The organism is Caballeronia sp. GAFFF2 (assembly GCF_023631485.1).
Lineage (GTDB): Bacteria > Pseudomonadota > Gammaproteobacteria > Burkholderiales > Burkholderiaceae > Caballeronia.
The window spans coordinates 174,612-197,207 of the sequence record NZ_JALQDA010000015.1; the positions used below are offsets into that span (position 1 = coordinate 174,612).

At 61.8% G+C, this 22,596-nt stretch carries 24 protein-coding genes; 8 read left to right on the forward strand and 16 right to left on the reverse strand.

What is annotated here, in order from left to right; genetic code table 11:
• Positions 1–28: 28 nt before the first annotated feature.
• From NCT04_RS11390 to rfbB, 5 genes are read right to left on the reverse strand one after another with little or no spacing between them, the layout of a single operon-like run.
• Positions 29–961: a glycosyltransferase family 2 protein gene (locus tag NCT04_RS11390; protein ID WP_250465459.1), complete on the reverse strand. Its 933-nt coding sequence runs from the start codon at positions 959–961 to the stop codon at positions 29–31.
• Positions 942–1,847, reverse strand: coding sequence for a dTDP-4-dehydrorhamnose reductase (gene rfbD, locus NCT04_RS11395; protein WP_250465461.1), 906 nt, complete (start codon positions 1,845–1,847; stop codon positions 942–944). Before rfbD ends, NCT04_RS11390 begins: the two co-directional genes overlap by 20 nt.
• 7 nt (positions 1,848–1,854) lie before the next feature.
• Positions 1,855–2,406, reverse strand: coding sequence for a dTDP-4-dehydrorhamnose 3,5-epimerase (gene rfbC / locus NCT04_RS11400; RefSeq protein WP_250465463.1), 552 nt, complete (start codon positions 2,404–2,406; stop codon positions 1,855–1,857).
• Complete coding sequence (gene rfbA / locus NCT04_RS11405; protein WP_250465465.1) at positions 2,391–3,284, reverse strand: glucose-1-phosphate thymidylyltransferase RfbA; 894 nt, start codon at positions 3,282–3,284, stop codon at positions 2,391–2,393. The genes rfbC and rfbA overlap by 16 nt, the downstream gene beginning before the upstream one ends.
• A gap of 10 nt (positions 3,285–3,294) precedes the next feature.
• A complete protein-coding gene (rfbB, locus tag NCT04_RS11410; protein WP_250465467.1) occupies positions 3,295–4,356 on the reverse strand; it encodes a dTDP-glucose 4,6-dehydratase in 1,062 nt (353 codons plus the stop codon).
• A 365-nt stretch (positions 4,357–4,721) separates the two neighbouring features.
• On the opposite strand from rfbB, the gene NCT04_RS11415 reads away from it, so the two are divergent.
• Positions 4,722–5,588, forward strand: a complete 867-nt coding sequence (locus NCT04_RS11415) for a symmetrical bis(5'-nucleosyl)-tetraphosphatase (RefSeq protein WP_250465468.1) — start codon at positions 4,722–4,724, stop codon at positions 5,586–5,588.
• Here NCT04_RS11415 and NCT04_RS11420 read toward each other — a convergent pair.
• From NCT04_RS11420 to NCT04_RS11445, 6 genes are read right to left on the reverse strand one after another with little or no spacing between them, the layout of a single operon-like run.
• Positions 5,548–6,363, reverse strand: coding sequence for a lysophospholipid acyltransferase family protein (locus tag NCT04_RS11420; protein ID WP_250465469.1), 816 nt, complete (start codon positions 6,361–6,363; stop codon positions 5,548–5,550). The genes NCT04_RS11415 and NCT04_RS11420 overlap by 41 nt on opposite strands.
• Positions 6,364–6,378: 15 nt before the next feature.
• The gene (locus tag NCT04_RS11425; RefSeq protein ID WP_244826102.1) at positions 6,379–7,656 is read right to left on the reverse strand and encodes a dihydroorotase; all 1,278 of its coding nucleotides are present in this window, start codon (positions 7,654–7,656) and stop codon (positions 6,379–6,381) included.
• A 9-nt stretch (positions 7,657–7,665) separates the two neighbouring features.
• The gene (locus NCT04_RS11430; RefSeq protein WP_244826104.1) at positions 7,666–8,694 is read right to left on the reverse strand and encodes an aspartate carbamoyltransferase catalytic subunit; all 1,029 of its coding nucleotides are present in this window, start codon (positions 8,692–8,694) and stop codon (positions 7,666–7,668) included.
• 27 nt (positions 8,695–8,721) lie between these two features.
• Positions 8,722–9,237, reverse strand: coding sequence for a bifunctional pyr operon transcriptional regulator/uracil phosphoribosyltransferase PyrR (pyrR, locus tag NCT04_RS11435; RefSeq protein ID WP_244826106.1), 516 nt, complete (start codon positions 9,235–9,237; stop codon positions 8,722–8,724).
• Positions 9,224–9,670, reverse strand: coding sequence for a Holliday junction resolvase RuvX (ruvX, locus tag NCT04_RS11440; protein ID WP_250465470.1), 447 nt, complete (start codon positions 9,668–9,670; stop codon positions 9,224–9,226). The genes pyrR and ruvX overlap by 14 nt, the downstream gene beginning before the upstream one ends.
• Positions 9,667–10,245: a YqgE/AlgH family protein gene (locus NCT04_RS11445; protein ID WP_244826109.1), complete on the reverse strand. Its 579-nt coding sequence runs from the start codon at positions 10,243–10,245 to the stop codon at positions 9,667–9,669. Before NCT04_RS11445 ends, ruvX begins: the two co-directional genes overlap by 4 nt.
• 30 nt (positions 10,246–10,275) lie before the next feature.
• Between NCT04_RS11445 and NCT04_RS11450 the strand changes: the two genes are divergently transcribed.
• Positions 10,276–11,805 (forward strand): cryptochrome/photolyase family protein, encoded by a 1,530-nt coding sequence (locus tag NCT04_RS11450; protein ID WP_250465472.1) that lies wholly within the window; start codon positions 10,276–10,278, stop codon positions 11,803–11,805.
• On the opposite strand, the gene NCT04_RS11455 is transcribed toward NCT04_RS11450, so the two are convergent.
• Complete coding sequence (locus NCT04_RS11455; protein WP_244826113.1) at positions 11,795–13,186, reverse strand: FimL-related protein; 1,392 nt, start codon at positions 13,184–13,186, stop codon at positions 11,795–11,797. The genes NCT04_RS11450 and NCT04_RS11455 overlap by 11 nt on opposite strands.
• 223 nt (positions 13,187–13,409) lie before the next feature.
• Between NCT04_RS11455 and NCT04_RS11460 the strand changes: the two genes are divergently transcribed.
• Positions 13,410–13,586 (forward strand): hypothetical protein, encoded by a 177-nt coding sequence (locus tag NCT04_RS11460; RefSeq protein WP_250465474.1) that lies wholly within the window; start codon positions 13,410–13,412, stop codon positions 13,584–13,586.
• A 10-nt stretch (positions 13,587–13,596) separates the two neighbouring features.
• Here NCT04_RS11460 and NCT04_RS11465 read toward each other — a convergent pair whose 3' ends face one another.
• Positions 13,597–13,767, reverse strand: a complete 171-nt coding sequence (locus tag NCT04_RS11465; protein WP_025527884.1) for a rubredoxin — start codon at positions 13,765–13,767, stop codon at positions 13,597–13,599.
• Positions 13,768–14,089: 322 nt separating this feature from the next.
• Between NCT04_RS11465 and NCT04_RS11470 the strand changes: the two genes are divergently transcribed.
• The 3 genes from NCT04_RS11470 (at position 14,090) to NCT04_RS11480 (ending at position 16,236) form a co-directional block, all read left to right on the forward strand.
• Positions 14,090–14,965 (forward strand): hydroxymethylpyrimidine/phosphomethylpyrimidine kinase, encoded by an 876-nt coding sequence (locus tag NCT04_RS11470; protein WP_244828100.1) that lies wholly within the window; start codon positions 14,090–14,092, stop codon positions 14,963–14,965.
• 37 nt (positions 14,966–15,002) lie between these two features.
• Positions 15,003–15,779: a DUF72 domain-containing protein gene (locus tag NCT04_RS11475; protein ID WP_250465475.1), complete on the forward strand. Its 777-nt coding sequence runs from the start codon at positions 15,003–15,005 to the stop codon at positions 15,777–15,779.
• A 73-nt stretch (positions 15,780–15,852) separates the two neighbouring features.
• The gene (locus NCT04_RS11480; protein WP_250465498.1) at positions 15,853–16,236 is read left to right on the forward strand and encodes a hypothetical protein; all 384 of its coding nucleotides are present in this window, start codon (positions 15,853–15,855) and stop codon (positions 16,234–16,236) included.
• Between the two features lie 119 nt (positions 16,237–16,355).
• On the opposite strand, the gene groL is transcribed toward NCT04_RS11480, so the two are convergent.
• Entirely contained in the window at positions 16,356–17,996 is a 1,641-nt protein-coding gene (gene groL / locus NCT04_RS11485; RefSeq protein WP_244826118.1) for a chaperonin GroEL, read from the reverse strand.
• Positions 17,997–18,089: 93 nt separating this feature from the next.
• Positions 18,090–18,380, reverse strand: a complete 291-nt coding sequence (locus NCT04_RS11490; RefSeq protein ID WP_244826120.1) for a co-chaperone GroES — start codon at positions 18,378–18,380, stop codon at positions 18,090–18,092.
• Positions 18,381–18,748: 368 nt separating this feature from the next.
• Here NCT04_RS11490 and NCT04_RS11495 point away from each other — a divergent pair, with 368 nt between their 5' ends.
• Positions 18,749–19,066 (forward strand): DUF4148 domain-containing protein, encoded by a 318-nt coding sequence (locus NCT04_RS11495; RefSeq protein ID WP_250465477.1) that lies wholly within the window; start codon positions 18,749–18,751, stop codon positions 19,064–19,066.
• A 184-nt stretch (positions 19,067–19,250) separates the two neighbouring features.
• A complete protein-coding gene (locus NCT04_RS11500; protein ID WP_250465479.1) occupies positions 19,251–19,982 on the forward strand; it encodes a DUF2242 domain-containing protein in 732 nt (243 codons plus the stop codon).
• 278 nt (positions 19,983–20,260) lie between these two features.
• Here the strand turns inward: NCT04_RS11500 and NCT04_RS11505 are convergent, their stop codons facing one another.
• Positions 20,261–22,384: a D-(-)-3-hydroxybutyrate oligomer hydrolase gene (locus NCT04_RS11505; RefSeq protein ID WP_250465481.1), complete on the reverse strand. Its 2,124-nt coding sequence runs from the start codon at positions 22,382–22,384 to the stop codon at positions 20,261–20,263.
• Positions 22,385–22,596: the final 212 nt, after the last annotated feature.

A 22,596-nucleotide genomic window follows, 5' to 3' on the forward strand; every position in this document is an offset into this window, starting at 1 on the left:
TGCCAGATCGTATTCGAACAACCTGTGATCAGCAAAGCGGACCAAGCCGGTTCCTCAAACCATCCGAAATGCCTCGGCAAATCATCGAAAATTGCTTGCGCGGTTCACCGGAGAGCAGCGTATAAACCACCAGGCGCACCGGGAACTTGACAAGTTCTGAGAGCTTCCACGAAAGTGGCATGTAAGAGCGGTAAAGGATAAGCGCCAACGCGTTCCGGAAGATGAAGTAGTGGCGAAACGCCGAATGCATGGCGAACCGCCGCCCAAGGAACGTCGCGGGTTCATCGCCAAGACTGTGTTCCATCACGAGCCACGGCAAGCCGAGCACAGAATATCCGGCTCGGCGGGCGCGCACGCACCACTCGACATCCACAAAATCGATGAACAGTCCCGCGTCCATGGAGCCGACCTCCTGCCACGCCGACAGGTTCAAGCAGGAGCCGGAAGAGATGAGAAAATCAATCTCGAGCGGCTCTTGTCCTGTAATCGGCACCCGTGACATACGCCATTTGCCGAAACGAACGAACGGCGTAATCGTACCGAGTCGCGAATCGTGATAAGCCGGTCCCGCGATCGCGACCTTCTGGCCACGGTGCACGAGGCTCCGGATGGTATTCAGAAGACCGTCGATAAGCGTGGCCGACGCCTCGCTGTCCTGGTCAAAGAGAAACGCTTGTTCACAGCCCTGTGCGCGAAGCATTTCCACCCCACGGTTCAGAGCCGCCGCGATACCTTCGTTCTTTCCGCTGGCAACGTATTCGATTCGCGCGTCCAGTTGGCCGCGTTGCGCCGGATTTGCACCCGGCGTGTTGTCCACCACGACCAAGGGAATGAGCGACGCCAAACGATTTGCTCGTGTGAAACAGGCAGGATCTGGTCGATAAAAGATCACGACCGCCCCTGCCGTAGGATCGCGGAGCCGCCCGCTGTTGTTCTCTTCTTCAGGCAGGGCGTGTGACACCGCCATCCCTTGCAAGACAAAGTTCTAGCGCCACACGCCAGTGCGGTTGCCGAACGTTGAACCGCGCTGCGAGCGCCTCATTCGACAAACGCGAGTTTGCTGGCCTGCGCGCGGGCGTCGAATATTCCTTCGCTTCGATCGGAATCACGCGAGGCGCGGCGTCGCCCATTGCGATCTCGAACGTCGAACGCGCCAGATCGAACCACGAAGCTTCGCCTGCCGCCGTCAGGTGATAAATCCCGGATTTTTCGTTCCAGTAATTTCCATCGGCTGCGTCCAGACCGGATGCGACCACGTGCGCAGTCGAAGTTGCAATCGTGTTCGACCAGGTAGGCGCGCCGATCTGGTCTGCCACCACGCGCAACTCATCGCGGTCAGGGCCTAGACGCAGCATGGTCTGAACGAAGTTTTTGCCACGCGCGCCATACACCCAACTCGTCCGGAAAATCAGGTGCGCGCCGCCGGCTTCAACAATCGCGCGCTCGCCCGCCAGCTTGCTTGCGCCGTAGACGTTCTGCGGATTGGTCGCGTCGTCTTCTAGATAAGCACCTTTTTTCGTGCCGTCGAAGACGTAATCGGTCGAATAGTGAATCAAGAGCGCGTTGCGCTTAGCGCATTCCTGCGCGAGCACTCTAGGCGCTTCGGCATTCAGCAAAAAAGCGGCGTCCTGATCTGACTCGGCCTTGTCCACGGCGGTGTAAGCAGCCGCGTTCACGACAATCGCCGGCTCGAGTTCGCCGAGCGTCCTACGGATGGCGTCGAGATTGGCGAGGTCGAGCCCAGAACTATCCAGCGCGACGACACGCCCAAGACCTTGCATGGTCCGGGCGAGTTCGTAACCGACCTGACCGTTGGCTCCAGTAATCAAAATAATTTTTTCAGTCATGCAGGCCTCACGCGAACAACTCGGCATCGGCAAGGCTTTTGCCCGCCACGTCCTTCGCTGCCAACAACGGCTCAAAGTCAACCGGCCACTCAATACCAATCTCCAGATCATTCCAGACGATGCTTCTCTCGTGCGCCTGATACCAATAATCCGTAGTCTTATAAAGAAATTGCGCCGTCTCCGACAAAACAACAAAGCCATGCGCGAACCCCGCCGGCACCCACAACTGCCGATGATTTTCTTCCGATAGATTCACGCCTACCCACTTCCCGAAGTTCGGAGAGCTCTTGCGAATGTCTACCGCCACATCGAACACTTCGCCTTCTACCACGCGCACAAGTTTGCCTTGCGGGTGCTGAATCTGATAATGCAATCCGCGCAACACGCCCTTTGCCGAACGCGAATGATTGTCCTGCACGAACTCAACGCCCGCTTCGACTTGTTCCGCAAACTCACGGCCATTAAAGCTTTCGTAGAAGAAGCCACGTGCATCGCCGAATACCTTCGGTTCGATGATCTTGACTTCGGGCAGCGCCGTAGCAGTTACTTGGATGGCCATGCGACTTGGTCCTTCGGAAGATTGAGCAGATATTGGCCGTAAGCGTTTTTCGAGAGCGGCTTGGCAAGCGCCAGCAACTGCTCTTCGCCAATCCATTCCTTGCGATATGCGATCTCTTCAGGACAAGCCACCACGAGTCCCTGCCGCTTTTGCAGCGTCGCGATGAACGTGGCAGCTTCGATCAGCGAATCGTGGGTGCCCGTGTCGAGCCACGCATAGCCACGTCCCATGATCTCGACATCAAGCTTTTTGTCCGCGAGATAACGCGAATTTACGTCTGTGATTTCGTACTCGCCACGCGGCGACGGCTTGATGTCGGCTGCAATATCGCACACCTTGTTGTCGTAAAAGTAAAGACCCGTCACCGCGTAGTTCGAACGCGGCTTCGCGGGCTTTTCCTCGATCGACAGCGCGCGGAACTTTTGGTCGAACTCAACCACGCCATAACGCTCGGGATCATGCACGTGATAGGCAAACACAGTCGCGCCCTCGGTGCGCGCGTCCGCACTTTCGAGCTGCTTCGCGAGATCGTGACCGTAGAAAATGTTGTCGCCGAGAATAAGCGCGGACGGATCGTTGCCAACAAAGTCACGGCCGATGACGAACGCCTGCGCGAGGCCATCCGGCGACGGTTGCACCGCGTACTGGATATTCATGCCCCACTGACTGCCGTCGCCGAGCATCGACTCGAAACGCGGCGTATCTTGCGGCGTCGAGATCACGAGCACGTCACGAATGCCTGCGATCATGAGCGTGGACAGCGGATAGTAGATCATCGGCTTGTCGTACACGGGCAGGAGCTGCTTCGACACCGCATGCGTAATCGGATAAAGCCGCGTGCCGGAGCCGCCGGCGAGAATGATGCCCTTGCGCGCCATTGTCAGCTCCTCACGCGCGCTGCGCGTAGTTCGTCTCGACCCACTTCCGATACTCACCGGAAGCCACTTCGTCAGCCCACGCCTGATTGTCCAGATACCACTGAACCGTCTTCTCGAGCCCCGTTTCGAACGTCTCCGCAGGCTTCCAGCCGAGCTCGCGCTCGAGCTTGCGCGCGTCGATAGCATAGCGGCGGTCATGGCCCGGACGATCCTTCACATACGTGATCTGATCGCGATACGAACCGCTCGCCTTAGGCTTCAACTTGTCGAGCAAATCGCACAGCGTATGCACGACTTCGAGGTTCTTTTTCTCGTTCCAGCCGCCGACGTTATACGTCTCGCCAAGCGCACCGCGCGCCAGCACTTCACGAATTGCCGAACAATGATCGCCCACGTAGAGCCAGTCGCGCACGTTCTGACCATCGCCATAAACGGGCAGCGGCTTGCCGCCGAGCGCATTCGCGATCATCAGCGGGATCAGCTTTTCCGGGAACTGGTACGGGCCGTAGTTGTTCGAGCAGTTGGTCGTGACAACCGGCAAGCCGTATGTGTGGTGATATGCGCGCACCAGATGATCCGAGCCGGCCTTCGTAGCCGAGTACGGGCTGTTAGGTGCGTACGGCGTGGTCTCGGAGAACTGCGGATCAGTTGCGGACAGCGAGCCGAACACTTCGTCGGTCGAAACATGCAGGAAGCGGAAGGCTTGCTTCTCGGCTTCAGGCAGCGCGCTCCAGTACTGGCGCGTGGCTTCGAGCAGAACGAACGTACCGACCACATTGGTCTGCACAAAATCTGCCGGGCCGTGGATCGAGCGGTCTACGTGACTCTCGGCGGCAAAGTGCAGAATAGCGCGGGGCTTGTGCTTCGCGAGCAGTTCGTCCATGGCCGCGCGGTCGCAAATGTCGGCACGCGCAAACACATGACGGGCGTCGCCCTTGAGCGACTGAAGCGTTCCGAGATTCCCCGCATACGTCAGCTTATCGACGTTCAAAACGGGTTCGTCAGAGCCATTGAGCCAATCCAACACAAAGTTGGCGCCGATAAAACCAGCACCGCCCGTCACGAGAATCATAAAAGCCCTCTTCACCGCTCACAGTTTTGCTCGACTGAAAGCGCGCTCGAATTATGGAAAAAATTGCGCATTTCGCGCGATGTGCGCCTTCCAGCGAAAACATTGACCGATTGTCACCAATCTTGATTCGCCGGATGCCCCACTTTGGTAAGCCGTCAATTATAAGGCCACCAAGTGCAAAAACTACACGGCTAACAACTTGATACAGCTAGCGATTATCGATTACAAGCCAATCCCGCCGCGTCGTCACGCGCGTAGTAGAAGGTTCGCGGAATGCTTAATGAAGCGGCAGCCAAGTCGTTATCGCCTGTTTCATAATGCTCGTTATCCGACGCCGCGCGTCCACCGTCTCACTTTTTCCATCGATGACCGACGTCACCAACGCCACCGTAACTCACGCTAGCTCCGCCCCGCTCGTCTTCGGCGACCTGCAAGGTTGCTGCGACCCCTACCATCGACTGCTGAAAAAAGCCGCGCCCGATGCCGATACGCCTCTCTGGTTCGCAGGCGACCTCATCAATCGCGGACCGAAGTCGCTGGAAACGCTGCGCGAGATCATCGCGCTCGGTTCGCGCGCCACCGTCGTCCTCGGCAATCACGACCTGAATCTGCTGTCGGTCGCGGCTGGCCTGCGCAAGCCGAAGAAAGGCGACACGCTCGACGACATCCTCAACGCACCCGACGTGGCTGACCTGATCGAATGGGTACGCCACAAGCCCGTCGCGCACTTCGAGGACGGCGCGCTCATGGTTCACGCTGGCGTGCTGCCGCAATGGGACGCGACGATGACGCTCGAACTCGCGCACGAACTCGAAAAAGCGTTGCGCGCGCCCGACTGGAAAGCGACGCTCGCCACGCTGTATGGAAACGAGCCGCATCGATGGGATGAGTCGCTCACCGGCGCCGACCGCCTGCGCGTGACTTATAACGCGCTGACACGCATCCGTTTCTGCACCGCCGACGGCGCGATGGAATTCGCCAACAATGGCGGGCCGGATGCCGCGCCGCCCGGCTATCTGCCGTGGTTCGACGTGCCCGGCCGCAAGACGCAGGACGTGACGGTGGTGTTCGGACACTGGGCCGCGCTTGGTCTGATGGTCCGCAACGACGTGCTGTGTCTCGATTCAGGCTGCGTCTGGGGCAACAAGCTCTCAGCGGTGCGGCTGACCAAAGACCCGGCTCAGCGCGTAATCACGCAGGTGAGTTGCGCGATGAAGCCGAAACAGCGTTGAGCGATTCGGCGAGCGGCACGAGATCAGCCGCCGTCGCCGCGCCGCCACGCATGGTGTCGAGCGCGGCGAGAATCGCGGCTTGGGCTTCGCTCGCAAGCAGACGGCGGTCAGCGCCCGGCGCGAGCGGATTGCACACATAGAGATGCGCCGTGAGCGGCGTCGCGTTCAGAAGCGCGTCGAGGGAGTCGCTCAGCGTCATGTCGCCAATATACGCCGGCGCGAGCGACTGCTTGCCGTGCGCATCCTCGTACATGATGCACACCGGCTGCACCGGACACGATGCCGATACCGCCGCCTGGAACATGTTCGCGTGGAACGGCAGGAGCGCCTGACCATCGCTGGTGGTGCCTTCGGGGAACACGCACATCATCTCGCCCGCGAGCAGGCGGTTCGAGAGTTCATGCATGATGCGCTTCGCGTCGCTACGCTTCTCGCGCTGCACGAACACCGTGCCCAACTGATGCGCGAGCCATCCAACAACCGGCCAGTTGCGTATCTCCGCCTTCGAGACGAACGGCGTCGGCCGCCATGCATTGATGACGTAAATGTCCATCCACGAAACGTGATTGCCGACCACCAGCACGCCGCGATCGAGCCGCGCTTCGTCGTTGTGCACGACGAGTTTCATGCCGGACAGACGCAGCATCTCAAGCGACCACGCGCGATTCATCGCGCTCCGCTCATCCACCGATGCGCGCGGAAAACGCCGCGCGACGACCCACATGCCATACAGCAGATGGACCAGAAGCCGCAGCTTGCGTAATGCCTGGTTCATGCGCGACTCGTACGCTTAACGGCTTTCGTAAGCCAGATGACCGCCGACGATCGTCGCGCGCACACGCGCCGGCAACTCGTAGCCGAGGAACGGCGAGTTGTGGCCCTGGCTCTTGAGCTTCTTCGGATCGACGCGCCACTCGGCGGCGGCATCGAACACGCACAGGTCGGCGAGCGCGCCCACGGTAATGCGTCCGGCCGGCAGCTTCAGCACGTCGGCGGGCGCGGACGTGATGCGCGCCAGCGCCTTCGCGAGCGGCAAGTTGGCTTCGTGCGCCCACTTCACCGTCAGCGAGAGCAGCAATTCGAGGCCGGTCGCGCCCGGCGTGGCTTCGGCGAAAGGCAGGAGCTTTTCGTCGTCGTCGAGCGGCGTGTGATCGGAACAGATCGCGTCGATGGTGCCGTCCGCGAGACCCGCGCGTATTGCTTCGCGGTCGCGTTGCTGACGCAGCGGCGGATCGAGGCGGAACTGGGAATCGAAGTAGCCGATATCCACGTCCGTCAGATGCACGTGGTTGATCGTGACATCGCACGAGACCGCGATGCCTTCGGCCTTCGCCGCGCGCACGAGCGCGACGCCCGCCGCCGACGACAGATGCGACAGATGCACGCGCGCGCCCGTCACGCGCATGAGTTCGAAGATGGTATGCAGCGCGATGGTCTCCGCCGACACTGGCACGCCCGACAGCCCGAGCCGCGACGCCACCGCGCCGCTTGCCGCCACGCCGCCTTTCGCCATGAACGCGTCTTGCGGACGCAGCCACACGGTATAGCCGTAAGTGGTCGCGTATTGCAACGCGCGCAGCATCGTGCGCGTATCGACGATAGGGTTATCCGCCTGCGAAAAGCCGATGCAACCCGCCTCGGTCAACTCGACCATCTCGGTAATCGCCTCGCCCTTCAAGCCGACAGTAAGCGCGCCCAGCGGATAAACATGCGCCTGATGCAGCTTCTGCGCGCGAAACTTGAGCATTTCGACGAGGCCGGGTTCGTCGAGCGTGGGATCGGTGTCGGGCGGACAGACGAGGCTCGTCACGCCGCCTGCCATCGCCGCGGCCATTTCGGATTCGAGCGTTGCCTTGTGCTCGAAGCCCGGTTCGCGCAGACGCGCCGCGAGATCGACGAAACCCGGCGCGATATGCAACCCGTTGGCCGCGATGACCTTGGCCGCGTGAAAGTCGGCCGGCGCGTCGCCAATCGAAACGATGCGGCCCGCCGCGATGAACACGTCCTTGCGCGCTTCCGTGCCGGCAACCGGGTCGATGATCGTGCCGCCTTGAATCTGGATCTTCATGTCGCGTTCTTAGTCACTGTTGCCGGCCACGATGCCCATGACCGCCATGCGCACGGCGATGCCGAAGGTCACCTGATTGAGAATCACCGACTGCGGGCCGTCGGCCACTTGCGAGTCGATTTCCACGCCGCGATTCATCGGCCCCGGATGCATCACGATGGCATCGGGCGCGGCGAGCGCAAGACGCTCGGGCGTCAGTCCCCAGCTCTTGAAATACTCCTGCGCGGAAGGCAAGAGCGCGCCGCTCATGCGCTCGTTCTGCAGGCGCAGCATGATGATGACGTCGACGCCCTTCAAGCCTTCGTCGAGGTTGTGGTAGACGTGCACGCCCATCTGGTCGAGATTGCCGGGCAAAAGCGTGCGTGGTCCGATGGCCCTCACTTCCGGCACGCCGAGCGTGGTCAGCGCGTGAATGTCCGAACGCGCGACGCGCGAATGCAGAATGTCGCCGACGATCGCCACGCGCAGCTTGGTGAAGTCGCGCTTGTAGTGGCGAATGGTGTACATGTCGAGCAGGCCTTGCGTCGGATGCGCGTGACGGCCATCGCCCGCATTGATCACGTGCACGTGCGGCGCGCAATGCTCGGCGATCAGATACGGTGCGCCACTCGACGCATGACGCACGACGAACATGTCGGCATGCATGGCGGAGAGATTGTTGATGGTGTCGAGCAGGGATTCGCCCTTGCTCGTCGACGACGCGTTGATGTTCAGGTTCAGCACGTCCGCCGACAAGCGCTTGGCCGCGATCTCGAAGGTCGTGCGTGTGCGCGTCGAGTTCTCGAAGAAGAGGTTGAACACCGACTTGCCGCGCAAAAGCGGCACCTTCTTCACTTCGCGATCCGTGACGCTCACGAACTGCTCGGCGGTATCGAGAATATGCGTGACGACGGCGCGCGGCAGTCCTTCGATGGTCAGCAAGTGCTTCAGCTCGCCGTTCTTCGTGAGCTGCGGATTGCCGCGTAGAAAGCCGTAGCGGAACTTGTCGGCGGCAGCGGGCGCGCCTGCATCGGCGGAACCCTGAGTTGCGGTGTTCATGATGATCCCGGTGTTGCCTTGAATGGGTTACTGAGCGCGCGATTCAGTGGTGAAGTCGAAGCCGCCGTCCGCGCGTCGCGCGAGCACGAGGCCTTCGTTCGCGGGTACGTCCACCGTGCCGCCGACGAAGCGCGCCGCAATGGGCAACTCGCGTCCGCCGCGATCGGCGAGCACGGCGAGATCGACCGAAGCGGGACGCCCGTAATCGTAGAGTTCGTTGATGGCCGCGCGCACCGTGCGTCCCGTGGACAGCACGTCGTCGATCAGCACGATACGGCGGCCGTCGACCGCGAACGGCAACGAAGTCGGGCTCGCCTGGCTATGCAGGCCCTTCTTCGCGTAGTCGTCGCGATGCAGCGCCACGTTTACCACGCCGAAGTGCGGCGCGTTGAACTCCTTGGCGAGACGCTCGGCAAGCCACACGCCGCCGCTATAGATGCCGACGAGCGCGACACCCTCTTCTTCGGCGAGCGCGTTCTCATACGCGGCATGAATCGATTCGACAAGCGCGCGATACAGCGCTTCGGCGTCAATGGAACTCATGATCGTCGGGAAGTCCGTCGAGGTATTGTTGAAGAATGACGCGGGCGGCTTCGGCGTCGATGTCGTCGAAACGGCCGCGCGCGTTCGGACGCACGCCGCGCGCACGAAGGTCGGCTTTGGCATCGACGGAACTGTAACGTTCGTCGACCCATTGCACGGGCACGTTGAAACGCCCGTTCACCTGATTGCCGAAGCGCTTGGCCTGCGCGCTCATTTCGTGCGGCGTGCCGTCCGGATGCAGCGGCATGCCGACGACCACCGTTTGCGGCTTCCACTCGTCGAGCAGTTTGCCGACTTCATCGAAACGATAGTCGCGGTTGCGGTTTTCGAGCACGGCGAGCGCGCGTGCCTGCTTCGTCAATGTATTGCCAACGGCGACACCAATGCGCTTCTCGCCGTAATCGAATGCCAGCAGCGTGGCTGCCCCGCTCATGCGTGCCCTGCTTCGCCGGAAAGCATGGAACGCGATACGCCGAGCAGCGAGAGCGCCGCTTCGAGGCGATCTTCGGCGGGCACGTCGAAGATGATGCGCGAGTCCGCTTCCACCGTGAGCCAGCCGTTCTTGGAGATTTCTTCTTCGAGCTGACCGGCGCCCCAGCCTGCGTGACCGAGCGTGAGCAAGAAGCGCTCTGGGCCCTTGCCGCTAGCGACTGCTTCGAGTACATCTTTCGAAGTGGTCATGGCGAGGCCGCCGGGTACACTCATGGACGAGCTATACGGTTCGCCGTCGCGTTCTTCGTGCAGCACGAAGCCGCGCTCGGTCTGAACGGGACCGCCGAAGTACACGGGCAAGTGAACGAGAGGTTCGATCTCGAGTTTGAGATCGATACGATTGAACAGCGACTGGAGGTCGATATCGGTCGGCCTGTTGATGACGAGACCCAGCGCACCGCGATCGGTGTGATCGCAAAGGTAGACCACGGTTCCTGAAAACGTCGGATCGGCCATGGACGGCATGGCGATCAGGAACTGATTCGTCAAATTGATGCGATCGGAAGTCTTGGACATAATTCAGGATTTTAACAAAGGCGCTGACAGATGGCCGACTTTGATGTGGGTCTGGTGTGGATTCGGCGGGACCTGCGCGCAGCCGACAATGCTGCACTCTATCACGCGCTTACAAGGTGCCGTCGGGTGCTGTGCGCGTTCGTTTTCGACCGCGACATCCTCTCGCCGCTTGCGCGAAACGACCGGCGCGTGCCGTTCATTCATGCGAGCGTGGTGGAACTGGATCGCACGTTGCGCGACGCTGGCGGGACGCTGATGGTTCGACATGGCGTGCCTCTGCATGAGATACCTGAGCTTGCGGTCGAATGCGGCGCGAACGCGGTGTTTGCAAATCGCGATTACGAACCGAGTGCGAAGGCGCGTGACGAGGCAGTGGCGCAGAAGCTGGCGAGCAAGGACATCGCGTTTTTCACGTTCAAGGATCAGTCGATCTTCGATCATGACGATGTGCTCACAGGCAGCAGCAAACCCTATACCGTCTTCACGCCGTACAAGCGCAAGTGGCTCGCGACACTCACGCCGGACGCGCTCAAGCCGTACGCATCCGAAGATCATTTGAACGTGCTCGCGAAGCCGCCGGGTAACGTCAGGCACGCCATTCCCTCGCTTGACGCGCTCGGCTTCGGCGCGGAGCACGCGCCCGCCTTTCCCGCTGGCACGAGCGGCGCGTATGAGCTTTTCGATGACTTCATCGACCGCATGGCCGACTACGATCACGCCCGCGATTTCCCCGCGCTGAAGGGCCCGAGCTATCTCGGCGTTCATCTGCGACACGGCACGGTTTCGATTCGCGCACTCGCTCGCACCGCGCACGATGCGCAGCGCCACGGCAACAAGGGCGCGGAAACCTGGTTGTCGGAGCTTATCTGGCGAGACTTCTATTTCTCCGTGCTGCACCATTTTCCGCATGTCGGCGTGCCGGGCGATCATCGTGCATTCAAGCCGGAATACGACCGCATCCAGTGGGAGACAGGCGATGCCGCCGACGCGAACTTCGCCGCATGGTGCGCGGGACAAACAGGTTATCCGCTCGTCGATGCCGCGATGCGGCAAATCAACCAGTCAGGCTATATGCACAACCGCCTGCGCATGGTGGTGGCAAGTTTTCTGACCAAGCACCTCGGCCTCGACTGGCGGCGCGGCGAAGCCTATTTCGAAGCGCTGCTGAACGATTTCGAACTGTCGTCGAATAACGGCGGATGGCAGTGGGCATCATCGAGCGGCTGCGATGCCCAGCCGTATTTCCGCATCTTCAATCCGACGACGCAGTCGAAGAAATTCGACGCGGCGGGCAAGTTCATCCGCCATTACGTGCCGGAAATCGCGGGCTTGTCGGACCGGGACATTCACGCGCCGTGGCTCGCCAAGCCCGATGCACTCTCGAAGGCGGGGATTTCGCTTGGCGCGGACTATCCCCAGCCGGTAGTCGATCACGACGCCGCGCGCAAACGCACGCTCGCGCGATACGACGTGGTGCGCGGACCCGCGAAACGCGCCGACGATTCACGCAGCAGCAGCGCGGACGCCGCCGACCAACCGCACGCCGAAGCTAGCGATTGACCGCGGCGGGCCGCTCGATCATGGCGGTGAGCGCGGCAATCGACGCGCGGCCTTCCGACGGCGCAATGCCGGCCGCGGCCTGGTGCAGCATGGAGCGCAGCATCTGGGCCGCGCGTTCGGGAACGGTGGCATCGAGTTCGCGCGCGACGCCATCCGCCGATTCATGCGCGCCCTGATGCGCGACGCGCCGCCATGCGAGACCGAGTGTATCGGCGAGCAACGCGACATGGCCCAAGCCGAGCGCGCAAGCCGCCGCGCCCAGCCGGTGCGACGCGTTCGCCGAGTGCAGCGCCGCGTCCGCGTCCACCGTGCCTGTTTCGCTTGCCTGCGAACCGCGCTCGACCAGTCCCTCGATGGAGGCTTCCGCGCTCTGCAGAAAGTCTTCGTAAGCCGTGGCGTTCACGCGCAGCGCACCTAGATCGCGCGATGAACCGTCGCGGGCGTTTTCCTCGATCGCCTGCGCCGCGCCCTGCTCCCACGCGGCCTCCGACGCGGGATTCGCCGCGACATGCCACGCCACCGTCAGACCGTAGTCCCGCAAGACGTCGACCCGTTCCGCGTCTTCCGGCATCGCGCCGTAGAGTGCGAAGTCGCGCCAGAGGAGCGCAAGCGTCGCGCGTACGAGCGAGCGCGGCGCATAGGTCGACGCGTGCGCCTGATCCGCCAACACGAGATTGAAGCGCGCGTAAAGGCGCTTGGCGTCGGCGTTTGCGGCGAAATCGGCGTCGCCTCGACGCTCCGCGCGCTCGCGCAGCGCCCAAATAGTGTTGAGCGCGAGCCGCCAGAAGTCGTAAGGATCGGGGCCGCCGAGCTCGCCCAGGCACTCGTCGAGGCGCGCGAAGGCATCGGCGGATTCCTGCTCGGGCCCGCGCAAGAGCTTGAGCAGGGCCTGTTCGTAGTGCGCCCGAACACGCGCAAGCCGCTCGGGCGCGATGCCGCGCAACGTCGCGGGCGCGATGGCGCGGCCCGCGAGCGCGAGGTCATCGTAGGAAACCGGCGCGACGCGCGTATGCATGGCGAGCAACGCATGCAGCCCGCGATAGTGATCGAACAACACGGTCGAGCACGACAACTCGCGCAGATTGTGGCGCTCCACCGCCGCGCCGAAGTCCGCGAGCGCAGCCGCGATGCGTGCACGCGTCGGCTCCGATTCCTCGCCGAGCGGCGCGACGAGCGCGAGCGCTTCCGCGAAACGCTGCGCAGGCAGCCAACCCGCCGAATGCAGCGCGGAGATCGCGCGCTTCAACGCGGGCGCGGTTTCGCCCTGACGCTGGAACGCGTGATGGGCGTCGGTCAGCGCCATTTCGGCGAGCCGCACCGAGCCGCCGCGCGGATTGGGCAGAGCTTCGAACGTAACTGGAAGATCGGGACGAGATGTCATATCTGGCGCTCACAAACCGGTTCGCAGGCGCCGTGAGTCGAACATGGGCGCGCGCGGTGAAATAGCATCATCGATGAAAGCGTCGGTACTTGACCGCGCTCACGATTTTCTCGACCGACGGACCGCTTACTGCCTGCGCCCGTCTCGCCGAACCACGGACCAGCCTCAAGCGTATGCCTTCAGGCGCCGGTTCGCATTGGCATCGGCACGCGTCGTGGCGCCCATGCAGCTTGCAGCGGCCAAACATGCGACCGGCGCGCGCATCCATTTCGATGCACGACGCAACACCGGCAGCGCTGCCGGACAAAAACAGCAACGAAAGCAGCGAACGAAAGCAGCGAACAAAAAAGCGGTCCGCAAAAAACGCGCGCCGCATGACGCGAGTCATGCGGCGCGGTAGAGCGTGCGGATCAGATCTGGACCATCTCAAAATCTTCCTTGCGGGCTCCGCATTCGGGACAAGTCCAGTTGATTGGAACGTCCTCCCAGCGCGTACCCGGCGCGATGCCCTCTTCGGGCAATCCCGCCTCCTCGTCATAGATCCAGCCGCAGATCAGGCACATCCAGCTTCTATATTCCATACTTATGCCGCGTCGAAATGGTCGATTGAAATTAGGACATGATGGTACCGTGTTGGCGTGTCAATGCCTAGCGAGATGCCCGTTCACGCGTGGCCAAGCCTTTGACCGCCGTACTGGCTCTCTCAAGCGCCGCCGTACCGGAAAAAAGTGCGCAAAGACTGTAGCCTGACGGCGTTAGGCCGCATAATCGAAACATTGAACCATAGTCGAACCACGGTCGAATCATGACCGAGCTGGCCGCCGCCAGTGCACTTCGAGGCGCGGGCGTTCGCGGCCCTTCCGTTCCATTCGTGCAATCAAGAAAACAATGTCCGCTTTTGCCATGACCGGCGACTCCCCACCGATCGTTCTCACCTTCGGCCTGACGGACCCCACAGGCGGTTCGGGGCTTCAAGCCGACGTGCTGACGCTCGCAAGCATGGGCTGCCACGGCGTGACGGTGCTGACGGGCTACGCGGTGCGCGACTCCGCAAGCTGCGACGAAGTCACCGGCATCGACCCCGACGTCGTCGCCACGCAGGCGCGCATGTTGCTGGAGGACATGCCGATCGCCGCGTTCAAGATCGGCGCGGCAACGCGCGCGGAAGTGGTTTCCGCTATCGCCGAGGTGGTGTCCGACTACGACGACGTACCGCTGATCCTCGCTCCGGACTTCACACTCGACGATGAACACGTTTTGTCCGCCGACGAGCTGCGTGAGTCGCTTGCCGACCTGCTGGTGCCGCAAACGACCATGTTGATCGCCGATCACGCCACGTTGTTGCAGCTCGCGCAACCCGACAGCGACGCCGAGGCGCCAACGCTGGATGCCGCGATCTCGCATATCCTGGCGCAAGGTTGCGAATATGTGCTCGCAATGGAAACCGGCACGCATCGGCATGTGAATACGCTGTACAGCGAAGAAGGCCAGGTGCGGCAAGATACGTGGGATCGCGGTGTGCATCGCATCATGGGGCTGACGGATACGCTTGGCGCCGCGGTCGCGGCCTTGCTTGCCAACGGACAGGAACCCGCCGAGGCCGCACGCGAGGCTCAGGAGTATGTGTTCCAGGCGGCGCGCGCCGCGTTCCGTCCGGGCATGGGCGCCTATTTGCCGGACCGGTTTTTCTGGGCGCGCTCGAACGATGCAGACGAAGAAGGCGAGACGTCGTCCCTCCCCGACGAGTCGGCGGGACTGCCTGGGGAAGTACGCCATTAGCCCAAAACACTGACCAATCGAGTCGCCGGGAGAACGCATGCCGTACCGACTGCCCCATCTGCACAAGCCCGGCCCGCAAGGCGCGATCCGTATCGGCTGCGCGGGTTGGGGTTTGTCGAGCGCCGTGTCGTCGAGCTTTCCGCATGAAGGCACGCATCTCGAACGCTATGCACACGTGCTGACTTGCGTCGAGATCAATTCGAGCTTCTACAAACCGCATCGCGAATCGACTTACGCGAACTGGGCGCAGAGCGTGCCCGAGTCGTTTCGCTTCTCGGTGAAATTGCCCAAGTCCATTACGCACGACGCGCGGCTCGTCGGCACCGAGGCGCTCCTTGACGAATTCTTGCAAAGCGCGGGGCAACTCGGCGACAAGCTCGGTTGCTGGCTCGTGCAACTGCCGCCCAGTCTGCCCTTCGATCAGGCCACGGCCGAAGCCTTCATCAAGGCGTTGCGTGAGCGCACTAAGTTGCCGATTGCAATCGAGGCGCGGCATCCGTCCTGGTTCACCACCTACACGGCCGCGCTCCTGAAGGCGCATCACATGGCTTATGTCGATGCGGACCCGATCCCCGACGAGTGCGAGATCAAGCATCGTGCGGACACTTCGCTCGTGTATGTGCGGCTGCATGGCTCGCCCGAGCTCTACAAGTCTTCCTACAACTACACCTATCTCGACGACCTCGCGCGCACGCTGCACACGCGCGCGAAGAAAACGCCCGAGGTCTGGTGCATCTTCGACAACACCGCCGAAGGCAATGCGCAACCCAACGCGCTGCATATGATCGAGCGTCTGCGCACCCACCATCGTTAAACCGATTCGTTCACGAGGAGCATTCCCGATGCATCGATCAGCAAGACGAATTGCACGCCTTTTTCAAGCCACGATGTTCGCCTCGCTGATTCACATCGCCCTGCCCGCAAACGCGCAGCAAAGCACGGCGCCGCCCGCCACACCGGCTGGCGACGGCACCTTCCTGCTGACCATCTTCCTCAAGCACGATCAAAGCAAACCGCTTCCGAAGATCAACGAGCAGTTGAAGGAGCAAGGCTTCTTCAAGACGTTTCCGCCGCCGGGAATCGAAGTGGTGTCGTGGTACGTGATGATGGGCGTCGGTCAGGTCGTGACCTTGCGCGTGCCGGCCGATCGCCTGCGCGAAGTGAATCGCGCGATCGAAACCACCGCGTGGGGCGGCTATACGACGGAGTTTTATCCGACCTACGACTACAAGGCCGCCGCGCAGAACTTGCGCGATCAGATGAACAAGTAACGGTCCGCGTTTGCCACGGACGAAAAAAAACCCGCATTGCTGCGGGTTTTTCTTTGCGGCGTGAGCTTCTTTCGAAACCCACGCCCTGAGGATGAAGCAAGTAACCGGTCGAAACCGAATTACATGTCCATGCCCATGCCGCCCATGCCGCCGGGCATGCCACCAGGCATGGCCGAGTCTTCCTTCGGCAGTTCCGCGACGGCTGCGTCGGTCGTCAGCAGCAGGCCTGCCACCGATGCCGCGTTTTGCAATGCCGTGCGCGTCACCTTGGTCGGGTCGACGACACCGGCTTCCACCAGGTCACCGTACTCGCCCGTTGCCGCGTTGTAGCCGTAGTTGCCCGTGCCCGCAGCAACAGCCGCCACCACGACGGAAGCTTCTTCGCCGCCGTTCGTGACGATCTGGCGCAGCGGCTCTTCCATCGCACGCAGAACGATGCGGATGCCCGCGTCCTGGTCCGAGTTCAGGCCCTTCACGCCTTCGACAGCCTTGCGAGCGCGGATCAGCGCGACGCCGCCGCCGGCCACGATGCCTTCTTCCACAGCCGCACGGGTTGCGTGCAGTGCGTCTTCGACACGTGCCTTCTTTTCCTTCATTTCGACTTCGGTCGCAGCGCCGACCTTGATCACTGCCACGCCGCCAGCCAGCTTGGCCACGCGCTCTTGCAGCTTTTCACGGTCGTAATCCGACGTTGCTTCCTCGATCTGCGTGCGCACTTGCTTCACGCGCGCTTCGATGCTTGCTGCTTCGCCAGCGCCGTCGATGATCGTCGTGTTTTCCTTGCCCACTTCGATGCGCTTCGCTTGACCCAGTTCAGCCAGCGTAGCCTTTTCGAGCGTCAGGCCGGTTTCTTCCGCGATCACTTGACCACCGGTCAGGATAGCGATGTCTTCCAGCATGGCCTTGCGACGGTCGCCAAAGCCCGGAGCCTTGACGGCAACGGTCTTCAGAATGCCGCGGATGTTGTTCACGACCAGCGTAGCCAGCGCTTCGCCTTCTACGTCTTCAGCGATGATCAGCAGCGGACGGCCAGCCTTCGCGACTTGTTCCAGTACCGGCAGCAGATCGCGGATGTTCGAAACCTTCTTGTCGTGCAGCAGCACGAACGGGTTTTCGAGCAGGGCGACTTGCTTGTCCGGGTTGTTGATGAAGTACGGCGACAGGTAGCCGCGGTCGAACTGCATGCCTTCCACGACGTCCAGCTCGTCTTCCAGCGACTTGCCGTCTTCAACCGTGATCACGCCTTCCTTACCGACCTTGTCCATTGCTTCAGCGATACGGTCGCCGATGGACGTGTCGCTGTTCGCCGAAATCGCGCCGACTTGAGCGATTTCCTTGTTCGTCGTGCAGGGCTTGCTGATCTTGCGCAGTTCTTCGATAGCTGCAGCCACTGCCTTGTCGATACCGCGCTTCAGGTCCATCGGGTTCATGCCCGATGCAACGTACTTCATGCCTTCGCGAACGATGGATTGCGCCAGAACCGTAGCGGTCGTGGTGCCATCACCGGCGTTGTCGCTGGTCCGGGAAGCCACTTCCTTGACCATTTGCGCGCCCATGTTCTGGAGCTTGTCCTTCAGTTCGATTTCCTTCGCGACCGAGACACCGTCCTTGGTGACCGTCGGGCCGCCGAAGCTGCGCTCGAGCACGACATTGCGGCCCTTCGGACCCAGCGTGACCTTGACCGCGTTGGCCAGAATGTTCACGCCTTCGACCATCTTGGCGCGTGCGGTATCGCCAAAAGTGACTTCTTTAGCTGCCATATTCAAACTCCTTGAGTCGATTCAGTTTGGAGGCTTCGGGCGGCAGGCTCCAATGGAGCGGCTCTGCGGCGAAGCCGAAGTGCAGGAAGGTGCTTACTTGACCAGAACGGCCATGATGTCTTCTTCGCGCATCACGAGCAGTTCTTGCCCGTCGACCTTGACGGTCTGGCCGGCGTACTTGCCGAACAACACGCGGTCGCCCACCTTCACGTCGAGGGCGTTCTGCACACCCTTGTCATCGCGCTTACCCGGGCCGACGGCCAGGATTTCGCCTTGATCCGGCTTTTCGGCTGCAGCTTCGGGGATGATGAGGCCCGAGGCAGTCTTGGTTTCCTGATCCAGACGTTTAACGATGACGCGATCGTGCAAAGGACGAAGATTCATACACACTCCTCTCTTGATTGAGACTGAAAACGCGGGGGAAACCCGCCCGGTAAGCAAAGCTGCCCGAGCGGCAATTTGTTAGCACTCTCGTGCAGTGAGTGCTAATTATATGGACCGAGTTTGACAATTTCAAGGACGGGGACAGACGGGCATTCCCTATTTCGCGTACTTTTGTCTAAACACGGGGAAATTTATGGATTTCGTAAGGTCGATTAGCTGGATTAATGTCAATCCGTCAATTCTGATTTCGCTTAATTAGGGTTTCTACCAGGGTCGGCGAGGCCTAGACTGCATTTCAACGACGAAGCAGTGAAGAGACAAACTCTCCACTCGCAACGTTCCCGAGATCAGTACCTAGGAGGTTCATCATGTTCAAGTCGATCATCCCCGCAATCGCCGTTGCTGCCGTCCTTGCAGTCCCCGATTTCGCCCAAGCGCAAGAAAACGCGCCGGTGACGCGGGCTGAAGTGAAGGCTCAACTGGTTCAACTGGAACGCGCAGGCTACAACCCGGCCAGCGATCAAACCCAATACCCCGCCAACATTCAGGCCGCGCAAGCACGCCTGAACGCGCAACAAGGCACGGCGGCATCGTCGTTTGGCGGTGTCGGCGAAGGCGCTGCCGCTTCGGGTGCTGCCCGCCGCGCGGCTATTGACCCGAATCCGGTCGACTTCAATCGCCCGTAATCGTCGATTCGCGTAACGAAGCCCGGCACGCACGCCGGGCTTTTGCTTTTTGCGCATCCCGAAGGAAAAGTTTCTGTAAGCCACGGATTCGACGATGTTTTTGGACTACGTTTTTTTCTCGCGCAGTCGGAGGGCACTACAATTTGTGTTTGTTGCATCACAAATTTCGTCTTCGTTGCCTCTCATGCCTATGTCGTCGTCGCTGCGCCTTGCCTTTCTCTCCCTCGGATTTCTCGCCCTTGCCGCCTGTGGCGGACGCGCGGCGACCACGCCAAGCTATCAGCAGGAACTCTTCGACTCCGGTGCGAGCCCGTTCGCGCGCAACTTCGACGCCACCGTGAACGAAACCTGCGAGGCGGCCCGCCGCGCGCTGCTCTCGCAAGGCTTTCTCACGACGATGGCGCAAGCCGATACCGTCGACGCCACCAAGAACTTCCAGCCGTCCACCGAAACGCACGTGGTCGTCTCATTCCATGTGGTCTGCACGCCCGGCGAAAACACGACTAATACGAGCATCGCTTATGTGAACGCGGTGCAGGACGGCTATGCGCTCAAGAAGAGCGATACCTCCGCAAGCGTGGGCTTGAGCGTCTTGGGCTCGCTTTCGCTGCCGATCCGTTCGAACAGCGATGCAATGGTCAAGATTTCCAGCGAAACCGTGCCCGCCGGCAAGTTCTATGACCGATTCTTCGGGCTGATGGGGCACTATCTGAGCACGGTGCCGCGCAGTTCGCCCATCGCATCGGATGAGGTCAAGAGCAAGCCGCTCGCTCCGTCGCTGATCGTGAGTTCACCGGATCTCACGCCAACGCCGATCGTCGTACAGGCGCCCGCTGCGGCGGCGACGGCCATCCAGTCATCCGACGCGAAACACGCCGCGTCCGAGGGCGTCGCGGCATCGGCGCCGGTTCAGTGAGATCGAGCGCACGCGTCGTTCCGGGAAACGCTTCGTCGATGCAAGCATCAAGCACGCGGGCAACGGCGGCTGCAGCTGCGTGATCAGCTCACCGCGAACCTCATTCAGCACCCGTCGCCGTTCGCAAAATGTACCCGCGTGACCTGTGACGCCCCGCTCATCGCGCAGCTAGCCCACCCGAACGCATCGATGCAGCGCGCTCATCACGCGCCGCCTAAAGCTGAAGCTTCGCCTGCCGCCGACAGCGATGCCAATCCGCACGCCCCTCCCATCACCCCTCAATTCGGCACATTCACCACGCCGCCATTCACCGAAATCGCATTCGCGCCGGGGCTCGCCGCGATCGCCGGGAGATTCGCCACCGTCAATTGAGGCGCCGCGCCCGGCGTGCCGCCGCGCGCCACCGTATGCACGACTTGCGACGGCGGCAACGGCGCGTTGTTCTTCAGGTGAGCCCACATCAAATTGAGCGCCTGAAGGTTGTAGTAGTGCACGGGCAAGAAGCGCGTATCGAAGCCAGCCACGCTCAGGAACGCATCGAAGTGCTGACCGTTCGTGATTTCGTACAGTGAGAGCTGGCTATTGTTGCCTTCCACCACCTTGTTCGCGCCGAGATACGGCCGCGAGGCATGGTTGATCGGCACGAGCGCATCCGACCTTCCCTGCACGATGATCGCCGGCTTGCCACGCAGATTCGCGTTGACGCGAATCGCGTTCACGCTCGCCGTCATCGTCGGATTGCCGTTCGCCCAAAGCGCGCGCAGGCAGGCCGCGCCCGCGAAGCTCGCATCGGGCGTCGCAAGCCGATGATCCGCCGCGCCCGACGTCCCCGCGTTATAAACGAGGTTGATGCCGTTGGTCGGCGGCACGCCATTGCCGTTGCCGAAGACCGTGGGCATCGGCGAAACGAGCGGGTTCACGCCCGCCGCGCCGGTCAGCGCGTTAGTCGTGCCGAAGCTGAAGTTGCACAGGTTGTCGGCGACGCTCGCCAGCATGTAGGCATCGGCGTAAGTCACGGCGACGGCAGGCACGGCCTGCGAGTCCCACATCGGCGCATGTAACGTGTCGGAGTCGGCTTCGTAGCCCGCCTGATGCAGCTTCGCGAGCGCGTCGTTGGCTTGCGAGAGCGTATCGCCGCCGGCAATCGCGCCGCTCGCCGCGAGCGTCGTGCAGCGTGCGGTGCGAATCGCCACGGTGGTCGCGAGCGGCAGTGCCGTTAGATACGGCGCGCCGACCGCCGCCGTCGCTAGCGCCGCGCACGGCTGAAGCAGGTTCGCGTAGGTCATGTAATCGGCAAGCGGACGCCCGAACGAACCGACTGCCTGGCCGCCTTCGCGCACCGCAACCTGCGCCGGCAGATTCATGTTGATCTGCGGTTCGCCGACGACGACCGCGCTTATCCAGCCATCGGTGTCCTGTTCGGCGGCTGCAAGCGCCGCGCCGCCGCCATTGCTCACCGATGCCGCGATCGTCGTAATGCTGCCCTTCGAGTAGCGCGCGGAATGCGTCGAGCCGTTGACCACGCCATAGGTATCGTTGAGCGCCCAGTACGCGAACTGAATCGCCTGCAACGTATTCTTGCCCCAGTCCTTTTCGGGATTCTGCTGCGAGTGCGCGTGTTTGAAAGCGTAGCGATTCGGATACGCCGAGTTGTAAGCCGAAAGCGCCGATTGGCTCAGGTTCGCCTTGAAGATTGCCGAATTGCCCGCAAAGGTCGCATTCGAAAGCGTGCCGTCGATCAGCGTGACAAGATTAGTCGACAACTCGTGCGCGCCGTTGCCGCTGCCTTTGTCCGTGTACGCAACCGCGCAGCCGCGCTTCAAGCCCCACTCGCCCGCTGCCGAAATCGCGCCATATACGCCGCGCGATCCCGACGATGTCGCCGTCACGATGCAAGGCTGATCCGGATTGAAACTCGTCGGAATCTGCACGAGCAGGCTGACGTTCTTCGTGCCCGAACCGTCGTCCGAGAAGGCCAGATACTCCTTGCCCGCGATCTTGCCTTCGCCGAGCGTGTCGCCGCCGTTCAGATCGACATTCGGTCCCCAGAAGCGCCCGTAGCCGCCGTTCGCCGACATATCGACGAGCGCACGATAGTTCGAATAGATAGCCAGCCGCCGCAGTTCCGCCGCTGTCGGCGCGGCCGCATTGGCGATTGAAGGCGGCGTCGCCGACGCAAGTCCTGTCTTGCCGAGTCCGGCGGTCAGCAGGTCGTCGGTATTGCCGTCGTAAGTTTGCGTCTTCACCGTTCCCGAGACGAAACTCGGCAAGGTGTTGGACGGGAACTGCGGGCCGTCGTCATCGCCGCCGTGACAGGCGACGAGCGTGGTCGCCGCAAATGCCGCCAGCACGGCGAGTGTCGCCGCGCGTGACAACCCGTGGACTCGTGCGAATCTTTTCATTGTGTGTCTCCGCCATCCGGTCGCTTGTTGTTGATCGACTTCTGCACGTGCCGCATGCACGGCTTTGCCGACAACAAGTATTACGCGCAAACAGCCATCGCGTAATTGCTGAACTTCCCTTAGAGCAAAGAGAAGTCAGAGGATGTCAGAACGACAACGGGCCCCGGCGTGATGCCGGAGCCCGTCGAGTGACCCGCATGAAGCGCCGCCGA

What these genes read in the sequence shown, in the direction of transcription:
- rfbD (WP_250465461.1), bottom strand. Translation starts at nt 1,847, where the DNA reads ATGACTGAAAAAATTATTTTGATTACTGGAGCCAACGGTCAGGTCGGT.
- rfbC (WP_250465463.1), bottom strand. Translation starts at nt 2,406, where the DNA reads ATGGCCATCCAAGTAACTGCTACGGCGCTGCCCGAAGTCAAGATCATC.
- rfbA (WP_250465465.1), bottom strand. Translation starts at nt 3,284, where the DNA reads ATGGCGCGCAAGGGCATCATTCTCGCCGGCGGCTCCGGCACGCGGCTT.
- rfbB (WP_250465467.1), bottom strand. Translation starts at nt 4,356, where the DNA reads ATGATTCTCGTGACGGGCGGTGCTGGTTTTATCGGCGCCAACTTTGTG.
- NCT04_RS11415 (WP_250465468.1), top strand. Translation starts at nt 4,722, where the DNA reads ATGACCGACGTCACCAACGCCACCGTAACTCACGCTAGCTCCGCCCCG.
- NCT04_RS11420 (WP_250465469.1), bottom strand. Translation starts at nt 6,363, where the DNA reads ATGAACCAGGCATTACGCAAGCTGCGGCTTCTGGTCCATCTGCTGTAT.
- NCT04_RS11425 (WP_244826102.1), bottom strand. Translation starts at nt 7,656, where the DNA reads ATGAAGATCCAGATTCAAGGCGGCACGATCATCGACCCGGTTGCCGGC.
- NCT04_RS11430 (WP_244826104.1), bottom strand. Translation starts at nt 8,694, where the DNA reads ATGAACACCGCAACTCAGGGTTCCGCCGATGCAGGCGCGCCCGCTGCC.
- pyrR (WP_244826106.1), bottom strand. Translation starts at nt 9,237, where the DNA reads ATGAGTTCCATTGACGCCGAAGCGCTGTATCGCGCGCTTGTCGAATCG.
- ruvX (WP_250465470.1), bottom strand. Translation starts at nt 9,670, where the DNA reads ATGAGCGGGGCAGCCACGCTGCTGGCATTCGATTACGGCGAGAAGCGC.
- NCT04_RS11445 (WP_244826109.1), bottom strand. Translation starts at nt 10,245, where the DNA reads ATGTCCAAGACTTCCGATCGCATCAATTTGACGAATCAGTTCCTGATC.
- NCT04_RS11450 (WP_250465472.1), top strand. Translation starts at nt 10,276, where the DNA reads ATGGCCGACTTTGATGTGGGTCTGGTGTGGATTCGGCGGGACCTGCGC.
- NCT04_RS11455 (WP_244826113.1), bottom strand. Translation starts at nt 13,186, where the DNA reads ATGACATCTCGTCCCGATCTTCCAGTTACGTTCGAAGCTCTGCCCAAT.
- NCT04_RS11460 (WP_250465474.1), top strand. Translation starts at nt 13,410, where the DNA reads ATGCAGCTTGCAGCGGCCAAACATGCGACCGGCGCGCGCATCCATTTC.
- NCT04_RS11465 (WP_025527884.1), bottom strand. Translation starts at nt 13,767, where the DNA reads ATGGAATATAGAAGCTGGATGTGCCTGATCTGCGGCTGGATCTATGAC.
- NCT04_RS11470 (WP_244828100.1), top strand. Translation starts at nt 14,090, where the DNA reads ATGACCGGCGACTCCCCACCGATCGTTCTCACCTTCGGCCTGACGGAC.
- NCT04_RS11475 (WP_250465475.1), top strand. Translation starts at nt 15,003, where the DNA reads ATGCCGTACCGACTGCCCCATCTGCACAAGCCCGGCCCGCAAGGCGCG.
- NCT04_RS11480 (WP_250465498.1), top strand. Translation starts at nt 15,853, where the DNA reads ATGTTCGCCTCGCTGATTCACATCGCCCTGCCCGCAAACGCGCAGCAA.
- groL (WP_244826118.1), bottom strand. Translation starts at nt 17,996, where the DNA reads ATGGCAGCTAAAGAAGTCACTTTTGGCGATACCGCACGCGCCAAGATG.
- NCT04_RS11490 (WP_244826120.1), bottom strand. Translation starts at nt 18,380, where the DNA reads ATGAATCTTCGTCCTTTGCACGATCGCGTCATCGTTAAACGTCTGGAT.
- NCT04_RS11495 (WP_250465477.1), top strand. Translation starts at nt 18,749, where the DNA reads ATGTTCAAGTCGATCATCCCCGCAATCGCCGTTGCTGCCGTCCTTGCA.
- NCT04_RS11500 (WP_250465479.1), top strand. Translation starts at nt 19,251, where the DNA reads ATGCCTATGTCGTCGTCGCTGCGCCTTGCCTTTCTCTCCCTCGGATTT.
- NCT04_RS11505 (WP_250465481.1), bottom strand. Translation starts at nt 22,384, where the DNA reads ATGAAAAGATTCGCACGAGTCCACGGGTTGTCACGCGCGGCGACACTC.